Consider the following 18,407-nt stretch of genomic DNA (forward strand, 5'->3'; position numbering starts at 1 on the left):
ATATGTTGTTTTTCGTGTAATCAACCTGTTAAAAATACCCTGTTGCAGGGGTCGGTTTTTGGAACCTATTATCGCGTAATTTATAATGCTGAAGAGGATTATCAAAAACAGTTTGACAGCTTGTTCTACGCTATCAATAAATCGATGTCTACCTATCAAGTGAATTCCGATATTACTAAATTAAACCGGAATGAAGCGAATACCGTTGATGAGCATTTTGTAAATGTATTCAATACTTCAAAAGCAATATATAAGGCAACCCATGGCGCTTTCGATCCTACTATTGGTGCTGTGGTCAATGCTTGGGATTTTGGGCCAGAGGGAAAAATAGTAAACTTAGATAGCCTTAAAATTGATAGTTTGATGCTTTCGGTAGGATTGGACAGGGTAAAATTAGAAGGTAATCGTATTATAAAACCCCAACAGACTTTTATAGATTTCAATGCCATAGCAAAAGGTTATGCTGTTGATGTTATTTCTGGTTTTTTAAGCAGTAAAGGCGTCGATAATCATTTAGTAGATATTGGAGGGGAGCTAAAAGCAAACGGTATCAATATTGAAAAAGGACAGGCATGGAAAGTGGGCGTGGAGAATCCAAATTTTGATGGGACACAATCTATTAATAAAGTGATTGCTCTTAGTGATAAGGCTATGGCAACCTCTGGAACGTACAGGAAATTTAAAGTTGATGAACATGGAAACCGTTATGCGCACATTATAGATACTAAAACAGGTTATCCCAGTAAAACCAGTTTGTTGAGTATTTCGGTTATTGCAGATGATTGTATGACTGCCGATGCCTATGCGACAGCTTTCAAAACCATGGGGATTGAAAAGGTTACAACGTTTTTAAAATCCCACCCGGAGCTTCAGGTGTTTTTAATTTTTCAGAATAACAACAAAGCATTGGAAAAGCTTTCCTTGAATGGTTTTCCAGATAATTAATGCTTGTTAAACTTGGCTTGTTCTGAAGTCTGCTATAAAATGTAAGGTTAATTTAACCCGTTGTGTATTTTGGGTAAAACTAATTCCAAAGATGTCAGTTCGAGTGTCCGCCAAAGGCGGGACGTATCGAGAACTATTTCAAAGGCTAAAATTCTTTTTCTCGATAGTTCTACTGAGCTGAGTCGAAGTACAATTTTTACTCATTTCAATCGTAAAATTCACTCGAAATTGTTAGGGTTATTTAAATACCACGGGAATTATCTCACCCTTAGCCAAACAGAATGTTGAAATGGTTTCATCCGTCATTGTTGCAGTATAATCTACTTCATCTACTTTAAAACCAATGGAGCGAAGTTTATCAAAATAATCACGACCATAAACGCGCACATGGTCATACTGTCCAAAAATGAGGGCCCGTTCTTTTTTATCGGTGATGGTATCGTCTTCAAAAGTTGTTTTTCGGTTTAAATCCTGTGGAATTTGAAAAACACCCCAACCTCCAGGTTTCATAACACGGTATAACTCTTCCATGGCTTTAGTGTCATCTGGGATATGTTCTAATACGTGATTACACAAAATAACATCAAAGCTATTGTCCTTAAAGGGGAGGTTGCAAATGTCGGCTTTAACATCGGCTATGGGGGATAGTAAATCGGTTGTGGTATAGTTTAATTTTTTTAAGGATTTAAATTGTTTTAAAAAGCATTGCTCTGGTGCAAAGTGCAAAACCTTTAAGTTTTCGGTGAAAAAATTGGTTTCATTTTTTAAATACAGCCATAATAGCCTGTGGCGCTCTAAAGACAATGTTGAAGGAGATAATACATTGTTACGCTGTGTGCCATAACCATAGGGCAAAAAGGTACTAAAGCTTTTACCATCGATGGGGTCGGTAAAGGTTTTGCCCTTTAAAAAGAAAGCTAATATTGGACGAATAATATAGCTTAACCTAATTAATAGGGGGCGGGGAATAATGTTCAGGATTATTTTAAAAACTGTTTTCAAATGCGTTATGCTTCAACCAAGGTGTTCTTTTGAATGCGTCTGGCAATACTGTCCCAAAGGGAAATGCGATGTTGTAATGCTTGTTTTGCTGTTGTTAGGGCTTCTTCCCATTTGTTAACATCATCTTTACATAATTCTTCAATCATTTTTAAAGATAACGGACCATGCTCGTCTCCATCCAATTCAATATGTCGCTTTAAATAGTATATTAATTTACTAAAAGTATTGCTTTCTGTTTTAGACTGATTAATGATTTGAAAGAACATATCTGGAATAACGTCTTCACGACCAAATGTAAAAGCAGATGCAATAACGTGAGGTTTCTTTGTGGCAATCACATCAAAAGAAAACTGAATAAAGTTTAATGTTTCAGCTTCAAGTTCCGCTTTTAAACCAGCATCGGTAATAGAAAGCCCTTCTTTTATGTGATTAATAAAAGTGTTAATTTGTTTGGTGTTGGCACCTACCTGAAGCATGGCGTCTAAATACATTTCGTAATGGCTTTTAGGCTCACCAAGTTCGTTAACATCGCTTTCTTCGCCTAACACAATCTCGTTGATAAACCTTGAAGTTGCAGGATTAACAACTGGTACCCATGGTAGAGTTGTAGTTGTTAATTGGTTTTGAAGCGATTTTAATAGCGACATAAAATCCCAAACCGCAAAGACGTGTTGCTCCATAAAGATTTTAACATCGTTTATGGAATCTAGAGTGCTGTATAATTTATGATGGTTTAACCGAACCCTTAAAGGCTCCAGTGCTTCTTCAATACGCTGAATATGGTTCATTCTACAGAACTAATGCTTTTTGTCTAAATTCTTCCTCTTCATTGCTTTCAATACCCAAAGCTTCATAAATATAGGCAAAGGTAGAAAGTAATTCGGGCTTACCATCTACTAAGGCTACATCGTGTTCAAAATGAGCACTTGGCTTATTGTCTAATGTGGTAATGGTCCAACCATCCCTATGTTGCTTAATACGTTGTGTACCCATATTTATCATGGGCTCGATGGCAACAACCATACCTTCAATAAACTTTTTGCCCTTACCGCGTTTACCATAATTGGGCATTTCTGGATCTTCGTGCATTTCTTTGCCCAATCCATGGCCTACCAATTCGCGTACTACACCATAGCCATGGTCTTCACAGTATTTTTGAATGGCAAAGCCAACATCGCCAACACGATTGTTCTTTTTAAACTCCCTAATGCCTACATAAAGAGACTCTTTAGTGACCTGTAATAATTTTTCGGTCTCAGCGTCAATCTCACCAACAGCAAAGGTATAAGCATGGTCACCATAAAAGCCATTTTTTAAGGCGCCACAGTCTATGGAAATAATGTCGCCTTCTTTTAAAGGTTCATTGTTAGGGATACCATGTACTACTTGAGAGTTTGGGCTCATGCAAAGTGTATTTGGGAAATCGTAAAGTCCCAAAAATCCGGGTACGGCACCATGGTCACGTATATGCTCTTCCGCTATTTTATCAAGTTCGAGTGTGGTTACACCAGGTTGTATTGCTTTGGCCAATACCCCTAAAGTTTTTGATACGATCAATGCACTTTCGCGCATCAATTCTATTTCTTCCTTTGTTTTTACTACAATCATCTGTTAAAAAATAATGGCAAAGATACTTAAAATAAAGGTTTTTAAATTTTTAACCTTTGAAGTAAATATAGATTACCTAAAAAAGTCTAAAAAGCGTTTTTTATTTGGTTTGTGAGTTAGCGGATTTTCAGAATCAATGAGCAATTGGTACACTTTCCCCCAACCGATAAACCCTCCAATATTACGGTCGTCTATAAAGATATCGGCATGAATTTTTCTGCTTTGGCCCTCAATAGACTGTTCCTCTGGAAAACTCTTGTTAACTGCATAAAAACTAATGCCATGCTTATTACAAAACGACACTGCTTCGTCCAATCGTTTTCCAGAACGGTAGCTCCATAGTATTAACCGGTGCCCTTTTTCTTGAAGTTTTTTTAAAGTTTCAAAAGCAAACAGTATGGGCTTGCCTATTTTGGGGTAGGCATCTTCTACTATGGTACCGTCAAAATCTACTGCTATAATCAGTGACTGATTAAAATTCATAAAACTGAAGCTTTTTACTGGGTATGTAAAGCTACAATTTTTTAAACTAATGCGTGTCTGGTCATGGCTTCTGGCTGTGCTATACCCATAAGTTTAAGTATGGTTGGAGCCATATCGCCTAAAATGCCGTCTTCAATAGATTTTAACTCGCTATCTATTAAAATAACCGGAACGGGATTGGTGGTATGTGCCGTATGTGGTGAACCATCGGGATTTACCATAGTTTCACAATTGCCATGATCGGCAATTAATAATGTGGTGTAACCATTATCCAATGCAGCTGTAACTACATCTTTCACACAGGCGTCTACAGCTTCACAAGCCTTAATGGCAGCTTCCATAACTCCGGTATGTCCAACCATATCGCCATTAGCGAAATTCAGACAAACAAAATCAACATCTCCTTTTTGTAGTTCTGGTACTAAGGCATCCCGCAATTCGTAAGCACTCATTTCTGGTTGTAAATCGTAAGTTGCTACTTTAGGCGAATTTCTTAAAATACGGGTTTCGCCATTAAAAGGTATTTCCCTTCCACCAGAAAAGAAAAAGGTAACGTGGGGGTATTTTTCGGTTTCGGCTATCCTGATTTGCTTTTTGTCGTGCTTCTCTAAAACTTCTCCCAAAGTTTCGGTTAAATTATCCTTGTTAAAAATAACATTTACGTTTTCGTAACTGTCATCGTAATTGGTCAAGGTTACATAATGCAAATTGAGTTTGTGCATATTGTATTCGTGGAAATCCTTTTGTGATAAAGCTTCGGTTAGCTCGCGCCCTCTGTCTGTTCTAAAATTGAAAAATATAATAACATCACCATCTTTCACTTTAGCTATGGGTTCGTTGTTTTCATCAACCATAATGATAGGTTTGATGAACTCATCGGTTACATCATTTTTATAGCTATCTTCAATAGAAGTAATGGCGTCAGTAGATTTATCGCCTAAACCATTAACAACAGCATCATAGGCTAGCTTTACACGCTCCCAGCGTTTGTCCCTATCCATGGCATAATAGCGCCCAGTTATACTGGCTAGTTTAGTATTGTTGTTTTTTATGTGGTCCTGTAATTGGGCCACAAATCCGCTACCAGATGTTGGGCTAACATCTCGCCCATCGGTAAAGGCGTGCACAAAGGTGTTTTCTAAACCATAGTTGTTAGCAGCATCTATTAGCCCTAATAAATGGTTAATGTGCGAATGTACACCACCATCACTTAAAAGACCTAAAAAGTGAACATTTTTATTGTTGTCCTTAGCATATTTAAAAGCATTAACCAGAGTTTGTTCTTTGTTCAGGCTTTTGTTTTCAACCGCTAGATTAACCTTAACTAAATCTTGATATACTATACGTCCGGCACCAAGATTCATATGTCCTACTTCACTATTGCCCATTTGGCCATCGGGAAGTCCTACGTTTAAACCATCGGTCCTTAACTGTGCGGAAGGATAGTTTTTGTACAAAGAATCTATAAAAGGTGTATTGGCATGGTCTATTGCAGATACCTTAGGGTCTGGAGAATGTCCCCATCCATCAAGTATCATAAGGATAACTTTTTTGTTCATTTTAGATGTAGTTTTTTGACCTCACAAAGATAGCAAAGTATACAGAGATATGCTTTGAAAACCCTTGTAAATAAGGTGGTTTTAGGATTTTTTTAGAAATCTTCAACAAATGGCGGTGCGTGTTAAAAGAAACGTTAAAAAAATGTTATTTAATATTTTTTTGTGTAACAAATTAAAAAACATGTCGTCTCTTTAGTATATCAAAAAACGAATCATTAATCAAATTAAATTCTTTCATCATGAAAAAAACATTCATCATTTCCGCTATGGCATTATGTTTTGCGGTAGTCACTGCAAATGCCAAATCTGTTAACGCTAATTTTGATAACTACACAAAAACAACTGTTTTTAAAGTAAGCCCTTTTTGTGTTTCAATAGCCAAAGGCGATATTGAAACCGTAAGAAAACTCATTAATTTAGGTGCGGATGTCAATGCTAAATCTAATGGAATGACCCCTGTAATGTATGCAGCTAAGTTCAATAGAACTGAAATATTAAAACTTTTAATAGAAAATGGCGCTAAGTTAAAAGCGAAATCAGATAAAGGTATGACTGCTATAAAATATGCCGAGATTCATAAAGCTAAAGAAGCTCATGCTATTTTAAAAGAAGCTATGTCTAAGAAGGAAAAATAATTAACAACTAAGTTATAATTATTTTAGAGCTAGTCACTCTTTAAAAGCCCTTTTATTAGGGCTTTTTTTTTGACTTTTTAATTTCTTGTCTAGTATTATGGTAATGACTTATACTTGCCAGCATTGGGATTTGTTTTTTGTTGACTAGATTTTTTAAAGACAAAAATAGAGGCATGGTTCCCCAATTATCAACTAACCTATAGATTTCGCCTTCTCATGATTTTTTAAGATTGTAATTAAAATTATGAAAAAATAATGTTACTTTGTTTATGCTCCTCTTGTATTACAAACACGGTTTATCTTAATAGATCATTGCTAAATAGATAAAAATAATGTTTCAATTTAAAATTATAGAAAAAGAAGATATTAGCCTTGTTGTTCCCTTGGTTTATAAGCTAAACAATGAAAAAGTGTCTTATGAGTTGTTAGAACAGCGCTTTTTAGAAATGAAAGACCAAAATTACGAGTGTGCTGTAATATATGATGGTGACAAATTAATAGGTGTTTGCGGCTTGTGGTTTTGTACCCGGCATTACTCGGGTAGGAGTGTGGAACCCGATCATGTGTATATTGAAGAAGCATATAGGGGCAAGGGTTTAGGGAAGCAGTTTTTTAATTGGATATATGATTATGTTTCCAATAAAGGGTACGAGGCCGTTGAATTGAATACCTATGTGTCTAATTACGACTCCCATAAATTTTACTACAATGAAGGTTTTATAATATTAGGATACCACTTTTTAAAAAAGCTTTAATTTTTTCTTGTGGAAAATAAAATTGATTATATATTTGCAGGCACAATGCGGGAGTAGCTCAGTTGGTAGAGCGTCAGCCTTCCAAGCTGAATGTCGCCGGTTCGAACCCGGTCTCCCGCTCCAGAAGCTTCATTTAAAGATGGAGCTTTTTTTTTTGCCCGAAAGTTTTGTGGAATTGGCGGAGCTAGGGTGAGAAGCCTGTGCCGAGCAGTCGAGGTGAACCCGGTCTCCCGCTCCAAAGAGTTCTGTCAATTGATGGAACTTTTTTTATGCCCGAAAGTTTTGTGGAATTGGCGGAGCTAGGGTGAGAAGCCTGTGCCGAGTTCAGACGAGGTGAACCCGGTCTCCCGCTCCAGAAGCTTCATTTAAAGATGGAGCTTTTTTTTTACCCGAAAGTTTTGTGGAATTGGCGGAGCTAGGGTGAGAAGCCTGTGCCGAGTTCAGAAGAGGTGAACCCGGTCTCCCGCTCCAGAAGCTTCATTTAAAGATGGAGCTTTTTTTTTACCCGAAAGTTTTGTGGAATTGGCGGAGCTAGGGTGAGAAGCCTGTGCCGAGTTCAGACGAGGTGAACCCGGTCTCCCGCTCCAGAAGCTTCATTTAAAGATGGAGCTTTTTTTTTGCCCGAAAGTTTTGTGGAATTGGCGGAGCTAGGGTGAGAAGCCTGTGCCGAGCAGTCGAGGTGAACCCGGTCTCCCGCTCCAAAGAGTTCTGTCAATTGATGGGACCTTTTTTATGTCCAAAAGGTTAATAATATATTTTTAGCCTCCAGTCTCCAGTCTCCATCATCAAAATCTTAAATAGTTATTTCAAGTGCGTTAAATCTGTATTGGGGTCAACTTCATAAGGGGGCTTGTTGTGTTCAAAAACCCGAGCATTTAATTGTCCTTTTAGAATAATATTGTTTCCTTCTACCAATAACCAGCTACCTTCACGCAACCCAACAACAGGGGTGGTGTTATAATGGTGAAATTCGTTTATTCTGGTTTCTCGTGTCTCTCCCATATGTTTGCTGTTTGGGTCTGGATCTAGATAATGGGGATTAATATTGAAAGGCACCAAACCTAAGGCACTAAAATTTGGAGGATACACAATAGGCATGTCGTTTGTGGTTTTTATATTTAAACCACAAATATTACTTCCAGCACTAGTGCCAAGATAAGGCGTGCCTTGGTTGATTGAAGCTTTTAGCGGTTCAATTAAATGCTGTTTGTATAATTGGGTTAATAAAACAAAAGTGTTGCCGCCTCCTGTAAAAATAGCTTTGGCTTCTTCTATAGCTTTAACAGAATTTTCAAAGGTGTGGAGGCCAATGGCAGACTTGCCTATTTTTTTAAAAGCCTCATTTGCTTTTGCGGTATAATCGTCATGCGAGATACCTCCCGGTCTGGCATATGGTATAAATAAAATGGTTTTAGCGTTTTCAAAATGAGCTTTTAGGTCATCTAAAATGTATTCCAAATAGCCACTTCCATGTAGTGTAGATGTGCTTGCTATTAAAATGTTTTTCATGCTTCTCTTTTAATCGTAAAAGTAACTAAACATTAAAGGCTTCAAAAAAAATATTATGATTTTGTTATAAATAATATTTTAAAATAGTAATTTACAGTAAAAAGCAACATGAGGACCTTTATCTTATTTTTGTTATTCATTAGCTCTTGGTCAATATTTTCCCAGAACTACCTGCGTACGGAAGTCAAGGGTGAAATTATTGCTGAGAGCAATGACGTTTCAGGAATAGCCATTTTTAACAAATCTTCAAATTCAGGAATGGTTACCGACGATGATGGCGTGTTTGTCATTAAAGTAAAACTAAATGATATTATTGAAGTGAGCGCTCTTCAGTTTCAAAATATAACATTTCAAGTTAATAAAGCTATTATAGAATCCCGAACAATGAAGATTTTTTTAATAGAAGAGATTAGTAAATTGGAAGAAGTGGTCGTGTCCAGCAACAAGTTTTCGGGGAATTTAAATACAGATATAGAAAGAGCAAATGCATTTATGCCTAAACAGGATGCTTTGTATTTTGGTCTTAGGCCGATGGATGACAATCAGTTTGAGCCCGATTACAAATCTAAAATCAAGGGCAATGTATTGAACCCCGAACGCCAAAACATGATTTATGGTCTTAACATTGTTAATGTGGTCGACCAATTATTATTACCTCTATTTCGTTCTAAAGTTACCAACAAAAAAGCTCATGGTGTTCCAGAGGTGCCTATTGAAGCCATTAAGCATTATTTTGGAGCCGACTTTATAACCCATAACTTCAGTATTCCGGAACATAGGGTTGAAGAATTCATTCAATTCGTTCAGACTGAAGATTTTGATTATTCCTTGCTTAACTATGGAAAAGAAATGGAATTTTTAGAGCAACTTCATAAAAAGAGTGTTGAGTTTCTTGGGGACTAAACAACATATTCTTATTTGTTTCTTCTTGATTTTTAACAAACTATTATCAACTCCTTGTGTTTTATTTAAGATTTTAAGCACGTTCTTTAGTGTTTAAAATAAGCAACTTGAATAGACTATTACCAGCCTTATTGTTTTTGTTTTGTATGTCGACTGTTGTGGGGCAAAACACAAAGCGTATCAAAGTAAAAGGTCTTGTGTTTTCTGAAGAAAATGATATTGAAGCCGTGACCATTTTCAATACATCTTCCAATAAAGGAACCATTACAAACAATGAAGGTGAGTTTGAGCTAGAGGTAGCTTTAAATGATATTATAGAAATTTCCGCATTACAATTTAAACCAGCGACCATTACTATAGGTGAGGAAGTAATTAAATTTGAGCAATTAAAAATACAATTGGTAGAACAGGTCAATCAATTGGATGCCGTTACGCTTTCTGCAGGGCTAACAGGAAATTTAGCAACAGATATTACCAATGCTAAAACAGTTAAGCCAATAACCATTGATATGGGCGATCTAAGTGTTGCTTACGAGTATCAAGTCGATAGGGCCTCGGATAATTCTGTAGTGATGAAAGAATTAAAGGGGATAACCAGTAAGGGCGAGTTGAACAATGGTATTAATTTTGCAGCCCTATTAGGGATTAGTAGGGTGTGGTTCAAATGGAAAGAAAAGCCCAAGTTGGTTAAGGAAAAGCCAAAAACGATTTTAGATGTTTTCACCAAAGAACACCTAAGTGAAGCTTGTAATATGTCAGTCGATAAAGTTGAAGCCTTTATTGTGTTTGTTGAAGAAAAAGGAGTGCAACCAGAACTTTTAAAACCAGAAAAAGAAATGCAGCTTCTTGAATATTTAATGGAACAAAGTAAACTGTTTTTAAATGAGTTGCATGTTAAAAAATAGAGCGTTCTTTTTAATCGTTGTTATGTTTGGTGTGCCTAAGATTTATGCTCAATCGGTTGAAATACTTGGGAAGGTTATTGGAGATAAAGATGTAGAGAATATACATGTTATCAATAAAACGGCCCAATTATTTGCTGTAACAAACAAAGATGGCGTGTTTAAAATAACAGCAAGTTTAAACGATACCTTAGTGTTTTCGTCGGTACAGTATAAAGTCCATAATTTAAACATTACCAATGCCATTATATTAACAAAAACCTGTATTGTGAAACTGGAAGAGCAGGTAAACGAACTCGACGAGGTTTTGGTAGGCAAGGTGTTAACAGGGAATTTGGCCTCCGATATCAAAAATATAGATGGCAAACCCCCAATTAACTTTTACGATGTAGGTATTCCTGGGTATACAGGTAAACAGGCAACACAGAGTGAACGTCGGTTGGCGGAAGCGGGAGATTTTAAACCTAAAATGCTTATGGGATTGTTAGGAGGAGGGCTGCCGCTCAATCCTATTTTGAATGGGATATCGGGGAGAACCAAAATGCTGAAAAGGCGTGTAGATATAGAGCATCGGGAGGATTTGATGCAAAGTATCAAGTCTCGCTTAGCGAAAGATTTTTTTGCTTCTAATCCGTTGGACGATAATCTGAAAATGGATTTTTTCTATTTCTGTGCCGACGATGAAAACTTTATTAAAAGATGTAAAAATCAAACCGATTTTAAAGTTTTGGCCTTTTTAAGGATGAAATACAGACAGTACCAAGCAAATCGTAATATATCTGAGGATTAATGTTGGAATGCTTTTTGAAAGCACCTACTGCATATTCTAATTCAAATATATACTTTAGCAGCATTATTGAGAATAAATTGAGAAATGAGCGTAAACAAGTTTAATTTTTTTAGCAAAAGCGCAGTGGTTGATTTATGTGGAAGTTTTTTGATTTATTTTATATGATAAAATTTTAAATAGATGAAGCAGTTAATTATAGGTTTAGTATTGTTACCATTTTTTGCATTCACAGTTGTGCATAAATTTTATGTAAGTGTTACACAAATTAATTACATAGAAGACAAGCAATCAGTACAAATAACGTCAAGAATTTTTATAGATGATATGGAAAATGTATTGAGGGATCGTTATGATGAATCATTAACACTAGCAGGCAAAGATGAACCAAAAACAGTTGATGATTTTATTGAAAAATACTTAAAGGAAAAATTTTTAATAAAGATTAATGGTGAAAACGTGCAAGCTCACTTTTTGGGAAAGGAATACGACGCAGATATTATGCGCTGTTATCTTGAAGTTGAAAGTGTAAAAAGTATTAAAGCCTTTGAAGTTAGTAACCAGGTATTGTTAGATTTTTACGAAGATCAACAAAATATTATCAAAACCAATATTTATTCAAAACAGAAGAGCGCCGTCCTTTCCAAGAAAAACCATTCGCTAATGTTAAAGTTTAATTAAAAAGCTTATCAAAAACCTAAAAATCACTATTTTCGGGCGCTTTTATTTGTTGGAAACTTAATGTTTTTGACTTAAAAATAATAATTCATTAAAAAAATCAATATTCAGTAATGCAAAAATTGAAGTACCTCGTTTTATCAATTGCTATTATCTCTTCCAGTGTATTTGCCCAAGAGCAAGAAAAGGTTAAGCCTCAAGGGCATACCGATCAAAATAAGTTCAGGCAGATGAAAGACCTGTTGGCAACGCCAAATGAAACCAGAACGGCATCGGGAGCACCAGGATATGCTTATACACAGCAAAAGGTAGACTATGTCATGAATATTCGATTGGATGAAAATAAAAATCAAATTTTTGGTGACGAAAAAATAACTTACCATAACAATTCAAAGGATCATTTAGAATATTTGTGGGTTCAATTGGACCAAAATATGAGAGCGAAAGACTCTAAAACTCCAGATATAAATACAGAAAATCTTGAGTCTCCTTTCTATGGGCCGCAATCATTTACCAATGCCAATTTAAAAGATCGTTTTGATGGAGGGTTCAATATAGAATACGTCAAAAATGAAGATGGCTCGAGTTTGTCGCATATCATCAATCAAACCATGATGCGTATTAACTTGCCCAAACCGTTAGCTCCAGGTGAAGTTTTTAAATTTCAAATAAAATGGTGGTATAATATCAACGATATTAATGTAGATGGCGGGCGTTCTGGTTTGGAAACTTTTCCTGATGGGAACAACAATTACACCATAGCACAGTTTTACCCAAGACTTTGTGTATACGATAATGTTGAAGGATGGCAAAATATGCAGTTTTGGGGACGAAGTGAATTTGCTTTAGAGTTTGGAGATTTTGAAGTAAAAATAACCGTTCCAGCCGATCATGTATTAGAAGCTACAGGAGATTTGCAAAACCCAAAGGATGTATTGAGCAAAGAACAGCAAAAACGCTATGAAGCTGCTAAAAAATCCTTTAAGGATCCCGTTTTTATTGTAACCCAAGAAGAAGCCGAGCTAGCTGAAAAAGGTAGAAGCGCAAAAACCAAAACTTGGCATTTTAAAGCAGACCAAGTTAGGGACTTTGCCTTTGCATCATCAAGGAAATATATTTGGGATGCTATGGCTGTTGATATTAATGGACGTTCGGTAATGGCCATATCGCTTTACCCAAAAGAAGGGAATCCGTTATGGGAAGAGCATTCCACTCGCGTTGTAGCGAATACTTTAGAAGAATATTCCAAACTTACCTTCGATTATCCTTATAGTAAAGCCGTTTCTGTACATTCCGAAAGACAAGGCATGGAATACCCTATGATCTGTTTCAACTACGGTCGTCCAAATCCAGATGGTACCTATTCAGAAAGAACAAAAAGAGGGATGATTGGCGTGATTACCCATGAGGTAGGACATAACTTTTTCCCCATGATTGTGAATAGTGATGAACGTCAGTGGACATGGATGGACGAAGGGCTTAACTCTTTTGTTGAAACCCTGGCAGAGTTGGATTACGACCCCAATTTTATTACTGGGAACCTACCAAAGGACATTGTGCCTTACATGGGCGGAGATCAGTCGCATTTATCGCCAATAATGTCACAAGGAGACTATGTGTTTCAATTTGGTCCTAATGCCTATACCAAGCCAGCTGCTGGTTTGTATATGCTAAGACATACCATTATGGGGCCAGAATTGTTCGATTATGCCTTTAGGACCTATTCACAACGTTGGATGTTTAAACACCCAACGCCGGCAGACTTTTTCAGAACTATGGAAGATGCCTCAGCAATGGATTTAGACTGGTTTTGGAGAGGATGGTTCTACACAACAGACTATACCGATATAGGAGTAAAAGAGGTAAAACAATATTATTTGACCGATAAGCCAACTGAAGAAGCCAAAAAACTGGCCGAGCGTTATAATATGAACCTAAAAGATTATGAAGGTAAACTGATTTATTATGCTGAAGCAGAAAATGGAGTGGTGCCAGCCGATGCAAAAACGCCATCAGATTTTAGTGTTTTAAATAATTATATAGCAAGTTTGTCCAATGATGAAAAAGCTAAATTAAAAGAAGCGCCAAAGCATTTTTATCAAGTTACTTTTGATAAACCAGGCGGATTGGTTATGCCAATTATTGTTGAGTTAACTTATGAAGATGGAACAAAGGAAAGGATAACCTATCCAGCCCAAATATGGCGCTATAATGAGCACGAGGTGACCAAGGTTTATAAAACAACAAAAGCCATTACAAGCATAGTTGTAGATCCGGATTTGGAAACAGCTGATGTAGATACTTCCAATAATTCATGGCCTAAGCAAGAGAAAGAAAGCCAATTCGATAAGTTTAAGAGTAAAATAGAGGGATAATTTTTGTGTAGAAAAGCCGATTTTTTATAATCGGCTTTTTTTTTATTCTAAGCAAACATCTTATTATATTTGTATCGTGATACAACATGCAACATTTTTGTTTATTAGTGGTGGCGAAATAGCATTTATACTATTTATCGCCATTATGGTTTTTGGTGCCGATAAGTTGCCCGAAATAGCTCGTGGCTTAGGCAAAGGTATGCGAACACTAAAAGATGCTACCAACGATATAAAGCACGAGATTACCAAAAGTGCAGAAAACCACGGTATCGATACCAGTATGACTTCCGATATCAAAAAAGAACTGGATCAAGTAAAAGAAGACCTTGAAGACTTCACAGGTTCTGTAAAGCGTAAATTGTAGTAATTTTAAGTTTACTTTTTTCGGCTAATAGTTAAGCCATCCCTAATAGGTAAAACAACGGTTTCTACTCTTTTGTCATGTTTTAAGAGCGCATTGTATTCAATAAGTGCAGGGGTTGAAGTGTCGTCTTTTTTAAATGTTGTTTCTAGCACTTTGCCACTCCACAGTACATTATCACTTAAAATGATACCACCCGTATTTAGTTTGTCGATAATAATGTTAAAGTAATTGGTATAGTTTTCTTTGTCGGCGTCAATAAATACCAAATCGAAGGTTTTGTTTAGTTGAGGTACAATATCCAAGGCATTACCCAGGTGCTGAAAAATTTGGTGGCCATAATCAGACTTATCAAAATACTTACGTTGGAAATCATAAAGTTCCTCATCAATATCTATGGTATGTAGTTCGCCATTATTTTGCATGCCCTCGGCCAAACACAGGGCAGAATAGCCTGTGTAAGTGCCAATCTCTAAGATGTTTTTCGGATTTACCAATTTGGAAATCATACTCAATACCCTTCCCTGATAATGACCGCTTAGCATTCGGGGTTGCAATACTTTTTGGTAGGTTTCTCTATTGAGTTGTTGTAACAATTCCGGTTCGTTCTCAGAATGGTTAACTACATAATTGTCTAAAGCTTCTGGTATGAAATGCATAACTATATTATATAATTAGGGCAAAGATAGAGAGAATAATTGATGTGATAGGTTTTAATGCCTGGTTTGCAGGGGATATATACAGTTAGCAAAAGATTGTTTGATATGGGATTAAAGTTGTATTTATCGGGTATAAAATAAAAGAGTATAAATGAGTAATATTTTAATGTTTTATACAGATAAGTATTAGATTGTGAAATGAGTTAATAGGCTGATTAACAGTGTAACGTGTGATTTTGAAAAAGATTTAATAAAAAAACATAGTATCCGAATAGTACTACAATCAATTTCAACTGTATTATATATGTAGAAACACACTAAACCCATTATACAATTTTTAAATCATCAATAAAAACAATCAAAAAATGAAACAGTTACAAAAAAGAATTACACTTATAGCTTTTATGCTTTTTGTTACTCTCGGTTTTTCACAGTCCTTAAAATCGGGGGGCATCCATTTGCCAAAACAAGCTATAGGTGAGTGGTATAGTAATTCTGGAACAGGAGAATATAATGGCGTATTAATACATCAAGATTTTATAGAATATGGTTATCGTGCTTTTATGTATCAAGACATAAAGAAAATAGATGACGTGACTTACGGCTTTGTGTCGAAAGATGCTTTTGGGAATAGTATTAATGGCGAATTACAAGTTATTAATAAAGATTCCATTCAATTAAAGCGAGGGAATATGCCAAAACTTATTTATGCTTCTCGAGAAGCCCCAGAGGATAGTAAGCGTACTCTATTTACAGAAGTTTTGGAGGTTATAAAAAAGAAATGGTATACCACAGATGGTAACAATAGTTTAGAGTTTGATGTAACCAATGGGCAGTTTGTTTTTAGAGGAGAAAACTATAATATAGAAGAAATTGTCAATTTTAAGTCCAATGGGAATAATGAATATCGATTTATAGTAAAAAGCAATGAAACATATTGGATGTTTTATTTTAAAAACTGGTCCGAACATTATTTGCAGGTTGGTTTTAATGGTAAAATGGGCGATTTGTATAAATCGAATAAGGACTATCCAGATTATAGAATAGCAGATGTTCCAGCTTATATAACATCTATTATGCCCAAAGCTTTACGGGGTAATTGGCTAAAAACAGATGGTAGTAATTTATGGGGGCTTGGTTTTTATTACAATTACGCTGTAGTCGATAAAGCCATTTGGAACTATACATCGGTAAAACAAAAAGGTAAGTGGACGGTTATTACTTTGGAAAATAATGGTCAAGAAAAAACCATTTTCGCTAAGCCAAATAAAGACAATACGGTAAGCTTTGGTGCAAATAAGAAGCAATTGATCGCTTATGGCCTAAACCAAACTAACCATCCTAATTTTAAAACAATAACTACAGAAACAAACATTTTTGAAGGCTTCTTAAAAAATGGAATAGCCACCTATTCGGGTATTATTAGAAATTATAATAAAGCACAAGGCCATACGGGTACCGCTTATGTGAATAATGTGTTTACCGGTGAGCAAAATTCGTACCTCATTGAGATTAAAGAGGATGGTAGTTTTACGGTATGTTTTCCTTGTTATCATTTGCAGCAGGTATATGTTAAATTACCTGAAAGTTACAATACGGTTTATGTAGAACCGGGAAAGCAAACCTGGCAACTAATAAATAGTGATAAAAGAGGTGAAGGTTTTTTTGCGGGTGACCTTGCCCAACTAAATACCGATTGTTCTAGTTTGGATTTTTTAGTGTTTGATAGAGAATATTATAACCTAACAAAAAGAATTGCCTCTTTGGAACCCCAAGATTACAAGGCAGAATGCTTTAAATTACAGCAAAAACAATTAGCCCAATTAGACAGTGTAAGCAAAACAAGGTATTTAAGTGAAGAAGCTTATCGTTTAATGGCACTTAATTTAGAATACAGGGGTTACGAATATGCCTTAAGCTATGATATGTATAAAAGAACACCCTATAAAGAAAAGGCTAATGTTGATAAAGACTATATAGATTTTATTACCCCAGAAGTTTTAAATAATAAAACAGCAATACTCACAAGTAGTTATACTTCATTTATTAACCGTTTAAGATTCTTAAGCTTTTTAAGAGAAGGGATTAGTGTTAGGCACCCAGATGTTCTAGAATTAAGTGAACTATTAGAACAACAAAAAGTAAATGTAACAGCAGAGGAAGAAGAATTAATAGCTCTCCACAAAACCTTTAAAAAGGAAAATGCTGCAATTTTAAGAAAACAAAACGATTTTAATAATAAGTATCGAGAGGTTCAACTGGGGATAGGAAACAAAGTAGGAGCGATTTATCAAAAACTAACAGAAGAAGACAGAAAACAAATACTCGATAACGGATCAATAGATTTGGAAAAAATTGAAAACATAGCTAAGGTTAAAAATATCAATATTGCTTTTACTAATGACGAATTGGAGTATCATAAAGTGTCTAAAAACTTATTGTCAGAAGAAGAACGTGAACGTTTAAAGTCTTTTCGTTCTGAAGCTTTGAATAAAAGGGATAACGCTTTTAAAACAAAGTACAAAACCTTTGTGGATAAGTATGTGACTAATGAAATAAGAAAACAAAGTCTAGAAAAAATCCATGAAAATTTAGGCGACAATTTTAGTGCAGATATTATAGTGGCTCAGGAGGTGCTAGGTAGCCTATCCCGGTATTTTGTTCCATTTAAAGATGAAGAACTTACAGCCTTTGAAGGCCTGGTCGAATCACCATTTGTGGCGTCTGCTTTTAAAATAGAAAACGACAGGTTAAAGGCTAAAATAGAAGCCAATAAATCTAAAACGGGCTTTGCTAATAACGCGATACCTGAAACAGAAGCCGATAAGGTCTTCGAGGCGATCATGTCAAAATACAAAGGCAAAGTGGTATTTGTAGATTTTTGGGCAACTTGGTGTGGCCCATGCCGTTCTGGAATGAAGCGTATGAAACCTTTAAAAGAAGAACTAAAAGATAAAGACATTGTTTTTGTATACATAACCAATCCTTCATCTCCGGAACAAACTTATAATAATATGATCCCAGATATTAAAGGAGAACATTATCGGGTATCTAAAGATGAATGGAACCATTTATCATCTCGATTTAATATAACTGGAATACCTCATTATTTATTGGTAGACAAAGAAGGGAATATTGTAAAAGATAATACAGGCGATTTAAGAACACCAGAAAGTGTTAAGCATTTGTTTGAAACCTATTTGTAAAACATCATTCAGAATGAAAAATGATGGGCGCATTATTAAC

The 18,407-nt window shown here is 35.7% G+C and carries 17 protein-coding genes and 1 tRNA gene; 11 read left to right on the forward strand and 7 right to left on the reverse strand.

The annotated features are described in order from the left end of the window. Nucleotides 1-42: 42 nt before the first annotated feature. A complete protein-coding gene (locus MR062_RS01725; protein WP_242202327.1) occupies nucleotides 43-945 on the forward strand; it encodes an FAD:protein FMN transferase in 903 nt (300 codons plus the stop codon). Between the two features lie 237 nt (nucleotides 946-1,182). On the opposite strand, the gene MR062_RS01730 is transcribed toward MR062_RS01725, so the two are convergent. The 5 genes from MR062_RS01730 to gpmI form a co-directional block, all read right to left on the reverse strand. After that, on the reverse strand, nucleotides 1,183-1,947 hold the full coding sequence (locus tag MR062_RS01730) for a class I SAM-dependent methyltransferase (RefSeq protein ID WP_242202328.1): 765 nt from the start codon (nucleotides 1,945-1,947) through the stop codon (nucleotides 1,183-1,185). A 5-nt stretch (nucleotides 1,948-1,952) separates the two neighbouring features. Further along, a complete protein-coding gene (locus tag MR062_RS01735; RefSeq protein ID WP_242202329.1) occupies nucleotides 1,953-2,735 on the reverse strand; it encodes a DUF3050 domain-containing protein in 783 nt (260 codons plus the stop codon). A 1-nt stretch (nucleotide 2,736) separates the two neighbouring features. Next, entirely contained in the window at nucleotides 2,737-3,555 is an 819-nt protein-coding gene (map, locus tag MR062_RS01740; RefSeq protein ID WP_242202330.1) for a type I methionyl aminopeptidase, read from the reverse strand. 72 nt (nucleotides 3,556-3,627) lie between these two features. Then, a complete protein-coding gene (locus MR062_RS01745) occupies nucleotides 3,628-4,038 on the reverse strand; it encodes a BT0820 family HAD-type phosphatase (protein WP_242202331.1) in 411 nt (136 codons plus the stop codon). A gap of 41 nt (nucleotides 4,039-4,079) precedes the next feature. After that, nucleotides 4,080-5,597 (reverse strand): 2,3-bisphosphoglycerate-independent phosphoglycerate mutase, encoded by a 1,518-nt coding sequence (gene gpmI, locus MR062_RS01750; RefSeq protein WP_242202332.1) that lies wholly within the window; start codon nucleotides 5,595-5,597, stop codon nucleotides 4,080-4,082. A 239-nt stretch (nucleotides 5,598-5,836) separates the two neighbouring features. Between gpmI and MR062_RS01755 the strand changes: the two genes are divergently transcribed. The 3 genes from MR062_RS01755 (at nucleotide 5,837) to MR062_RS01765 (ending at nucleotide 7,110) form a co-directional block, all read left to right on the forward strand. Further along, a complete protein-coding gene (locus tag MR062_RS01755) occupies nucleotides 5,837-6,232 on the forward strand; it encodes an ankyrin repeat domain-containing protein (protein WP_242202333.1) in 396 nt (131 codons plus the stop codon). A gap of 332 nt (nucleotides 6,233-6,564) precedes the next feature. After that, nucleotides 6,565-6,987 (forward strand): GNAT family N-acetyltransferase, encoded by a 423-nt coding sequence (locus tag MR062_RS01760; RefSeq protein ID WP_262916797.1) that lies wholly within the window; start codon nucleotides 6,565-6,567, stop codon nucleotides 6,985-6,987. A 47-nt stretch (nucleotides 6,988-7,034) separates the two neighbouring features. Further along, nucleotides 7,035-7,110, forward strand: a tRNA-Gly gene (locus tag MR062_RS01765). A gap of 678 nt (nucleotides 7,111-7,788) precedes the next feature. Here the strand turns inward: MR062_RS01765 and pepE are convergent. Further along, nucleotides 7,789-8,496, reverse strand: a complete 708-nt coding sequence (pepE, locus tag MR062_RS01770; RefSeq protein ID WP_242202334.1) for a dipeptidase PepE — start codon at nucleotides 8,494-8,496, stop codon at nucleotides 7,789-7,791. A 108-nt stretch (nucleotides 8,497-8,604) separates the two neighbouring features. Between pepE and MR062_RS01775 the strand changes: the two genes are divergently transcribed. From MR062_RS01775 to MR062_RS01800, 6 genes are all read left to right on the forward strand, one after another. Next, a complete protein-coding gene (locus tag MR062_RS01775; protein WP_242202335.1) occupies nucleotides 8,605-9,399 on the forward strand; it encodes a carboxypeptidase-like regulatory domain-containing protein in 795 nt (264 codons plus the stop codon). Between the two features lie 107 nt (nucleotides 9,400-9,506). Then, on the forward strand, nucleotides 9,507-10,304 hold the full coding sequence (locus MR062_RS01780) for a carboxypeptidase-like regulatory domain-containing protein (RefSeq protein ID WP_242202336.1): 798 nt from the start codon (nucleotides 9,507-9,509) through the stop codon (nucleotides 10,302-10,304). Further along, entirely contained in the window at nucleotides 10,291-11,091 is an 801-nt protein-coding gene (locus tag MR062_RS01785) for a carboxypeptidase-like regulatory domain-containing protein (protein WP_242202337.1), read from the forward strand. The genes MR062_RS01780 and MR062_RS01785 overlap by 14 nt, the downstream gene beginning before the upstream one ends. A 180-nt stretch (nucleotides 11,092-11,271) precedes the next feature. Continuing rightward, nucleotides 11,272-11,769, forward strand: coding sequence for a DUF6702 family protein (locus MR062_RS01790; RefSeq protein ID WP_242202339.1), 498 nt, complete (start codon nucleotides 11,272-11,274; stop codon nucleotides 11,767-11,769). A gap of 110 nt (nucleotides 11,770-11,879) precedes the next feature. Beyond that, nucleotides 11,880-14,141, forward strand: coding sequence for a M1 family metallopeptidase (locus MR062_RS01795; protein ID WP_242202340.1), 2,262 nt, complete (start codon nucleotides 11,880-11,882; stop codon nucleotides 14,139-14,141). Between the two features lie 76 nt (nucleotides 14,142-14,217). Beyond that, nucleotides 14,218-14,505: a Sec-independent protein translocase subunit TatA/TatB gene (locus MR062_RS01800; protein ID WP_242202341.1), complete on the forward strand. Its 288-nt coding sequence runs from the start codon at nucleotides 14,218-14,220 to the stop codon at nucleotides 14,503-14,505. 11 nt (nucleotides 14,506-14,516) lie between these two features. Here MR062_RS01800 and MR062_RS01805 read toward each other — a convergent pair whose 3' ends face one another. Further along, entirely contained in the window at nucleotides 14,517-15,161 is a 645-nt protein-coding gene (locus MR062_RS01805) for an O-methyltransferase (RefSeq protein ID WP_242202342.1), read from the reverse strand. A gap of 365 nt (nucleotides 15,162-15,526) precedes the next feature. On the opposite strand from MR062_RS01805, the gene MR062_RS01810 reads away from it, so the two are divergent. After that, nucleotides 15,527-18,367, forward strand: a complete 2,841-nt coding sequence (locus MR062_RS01810) for a redoxin family protein (protein WP_242202344.1) — start codon at nucleotides 15,527-15,529, stop codon at nucleotides 18,365-18,367. Nucleotides 18,368-18,407: the final 40 nt, after the last annotated feature.

The organism is Aestuariivivens insulae (genome assembly GCF_022662195.1).
GTDB lineage: Bacteria > Bacteroidota > Bacteroidia > Flavobacteriales > Flavobacteriaceae > Aestuariivivens > Aestuariivivens insulae.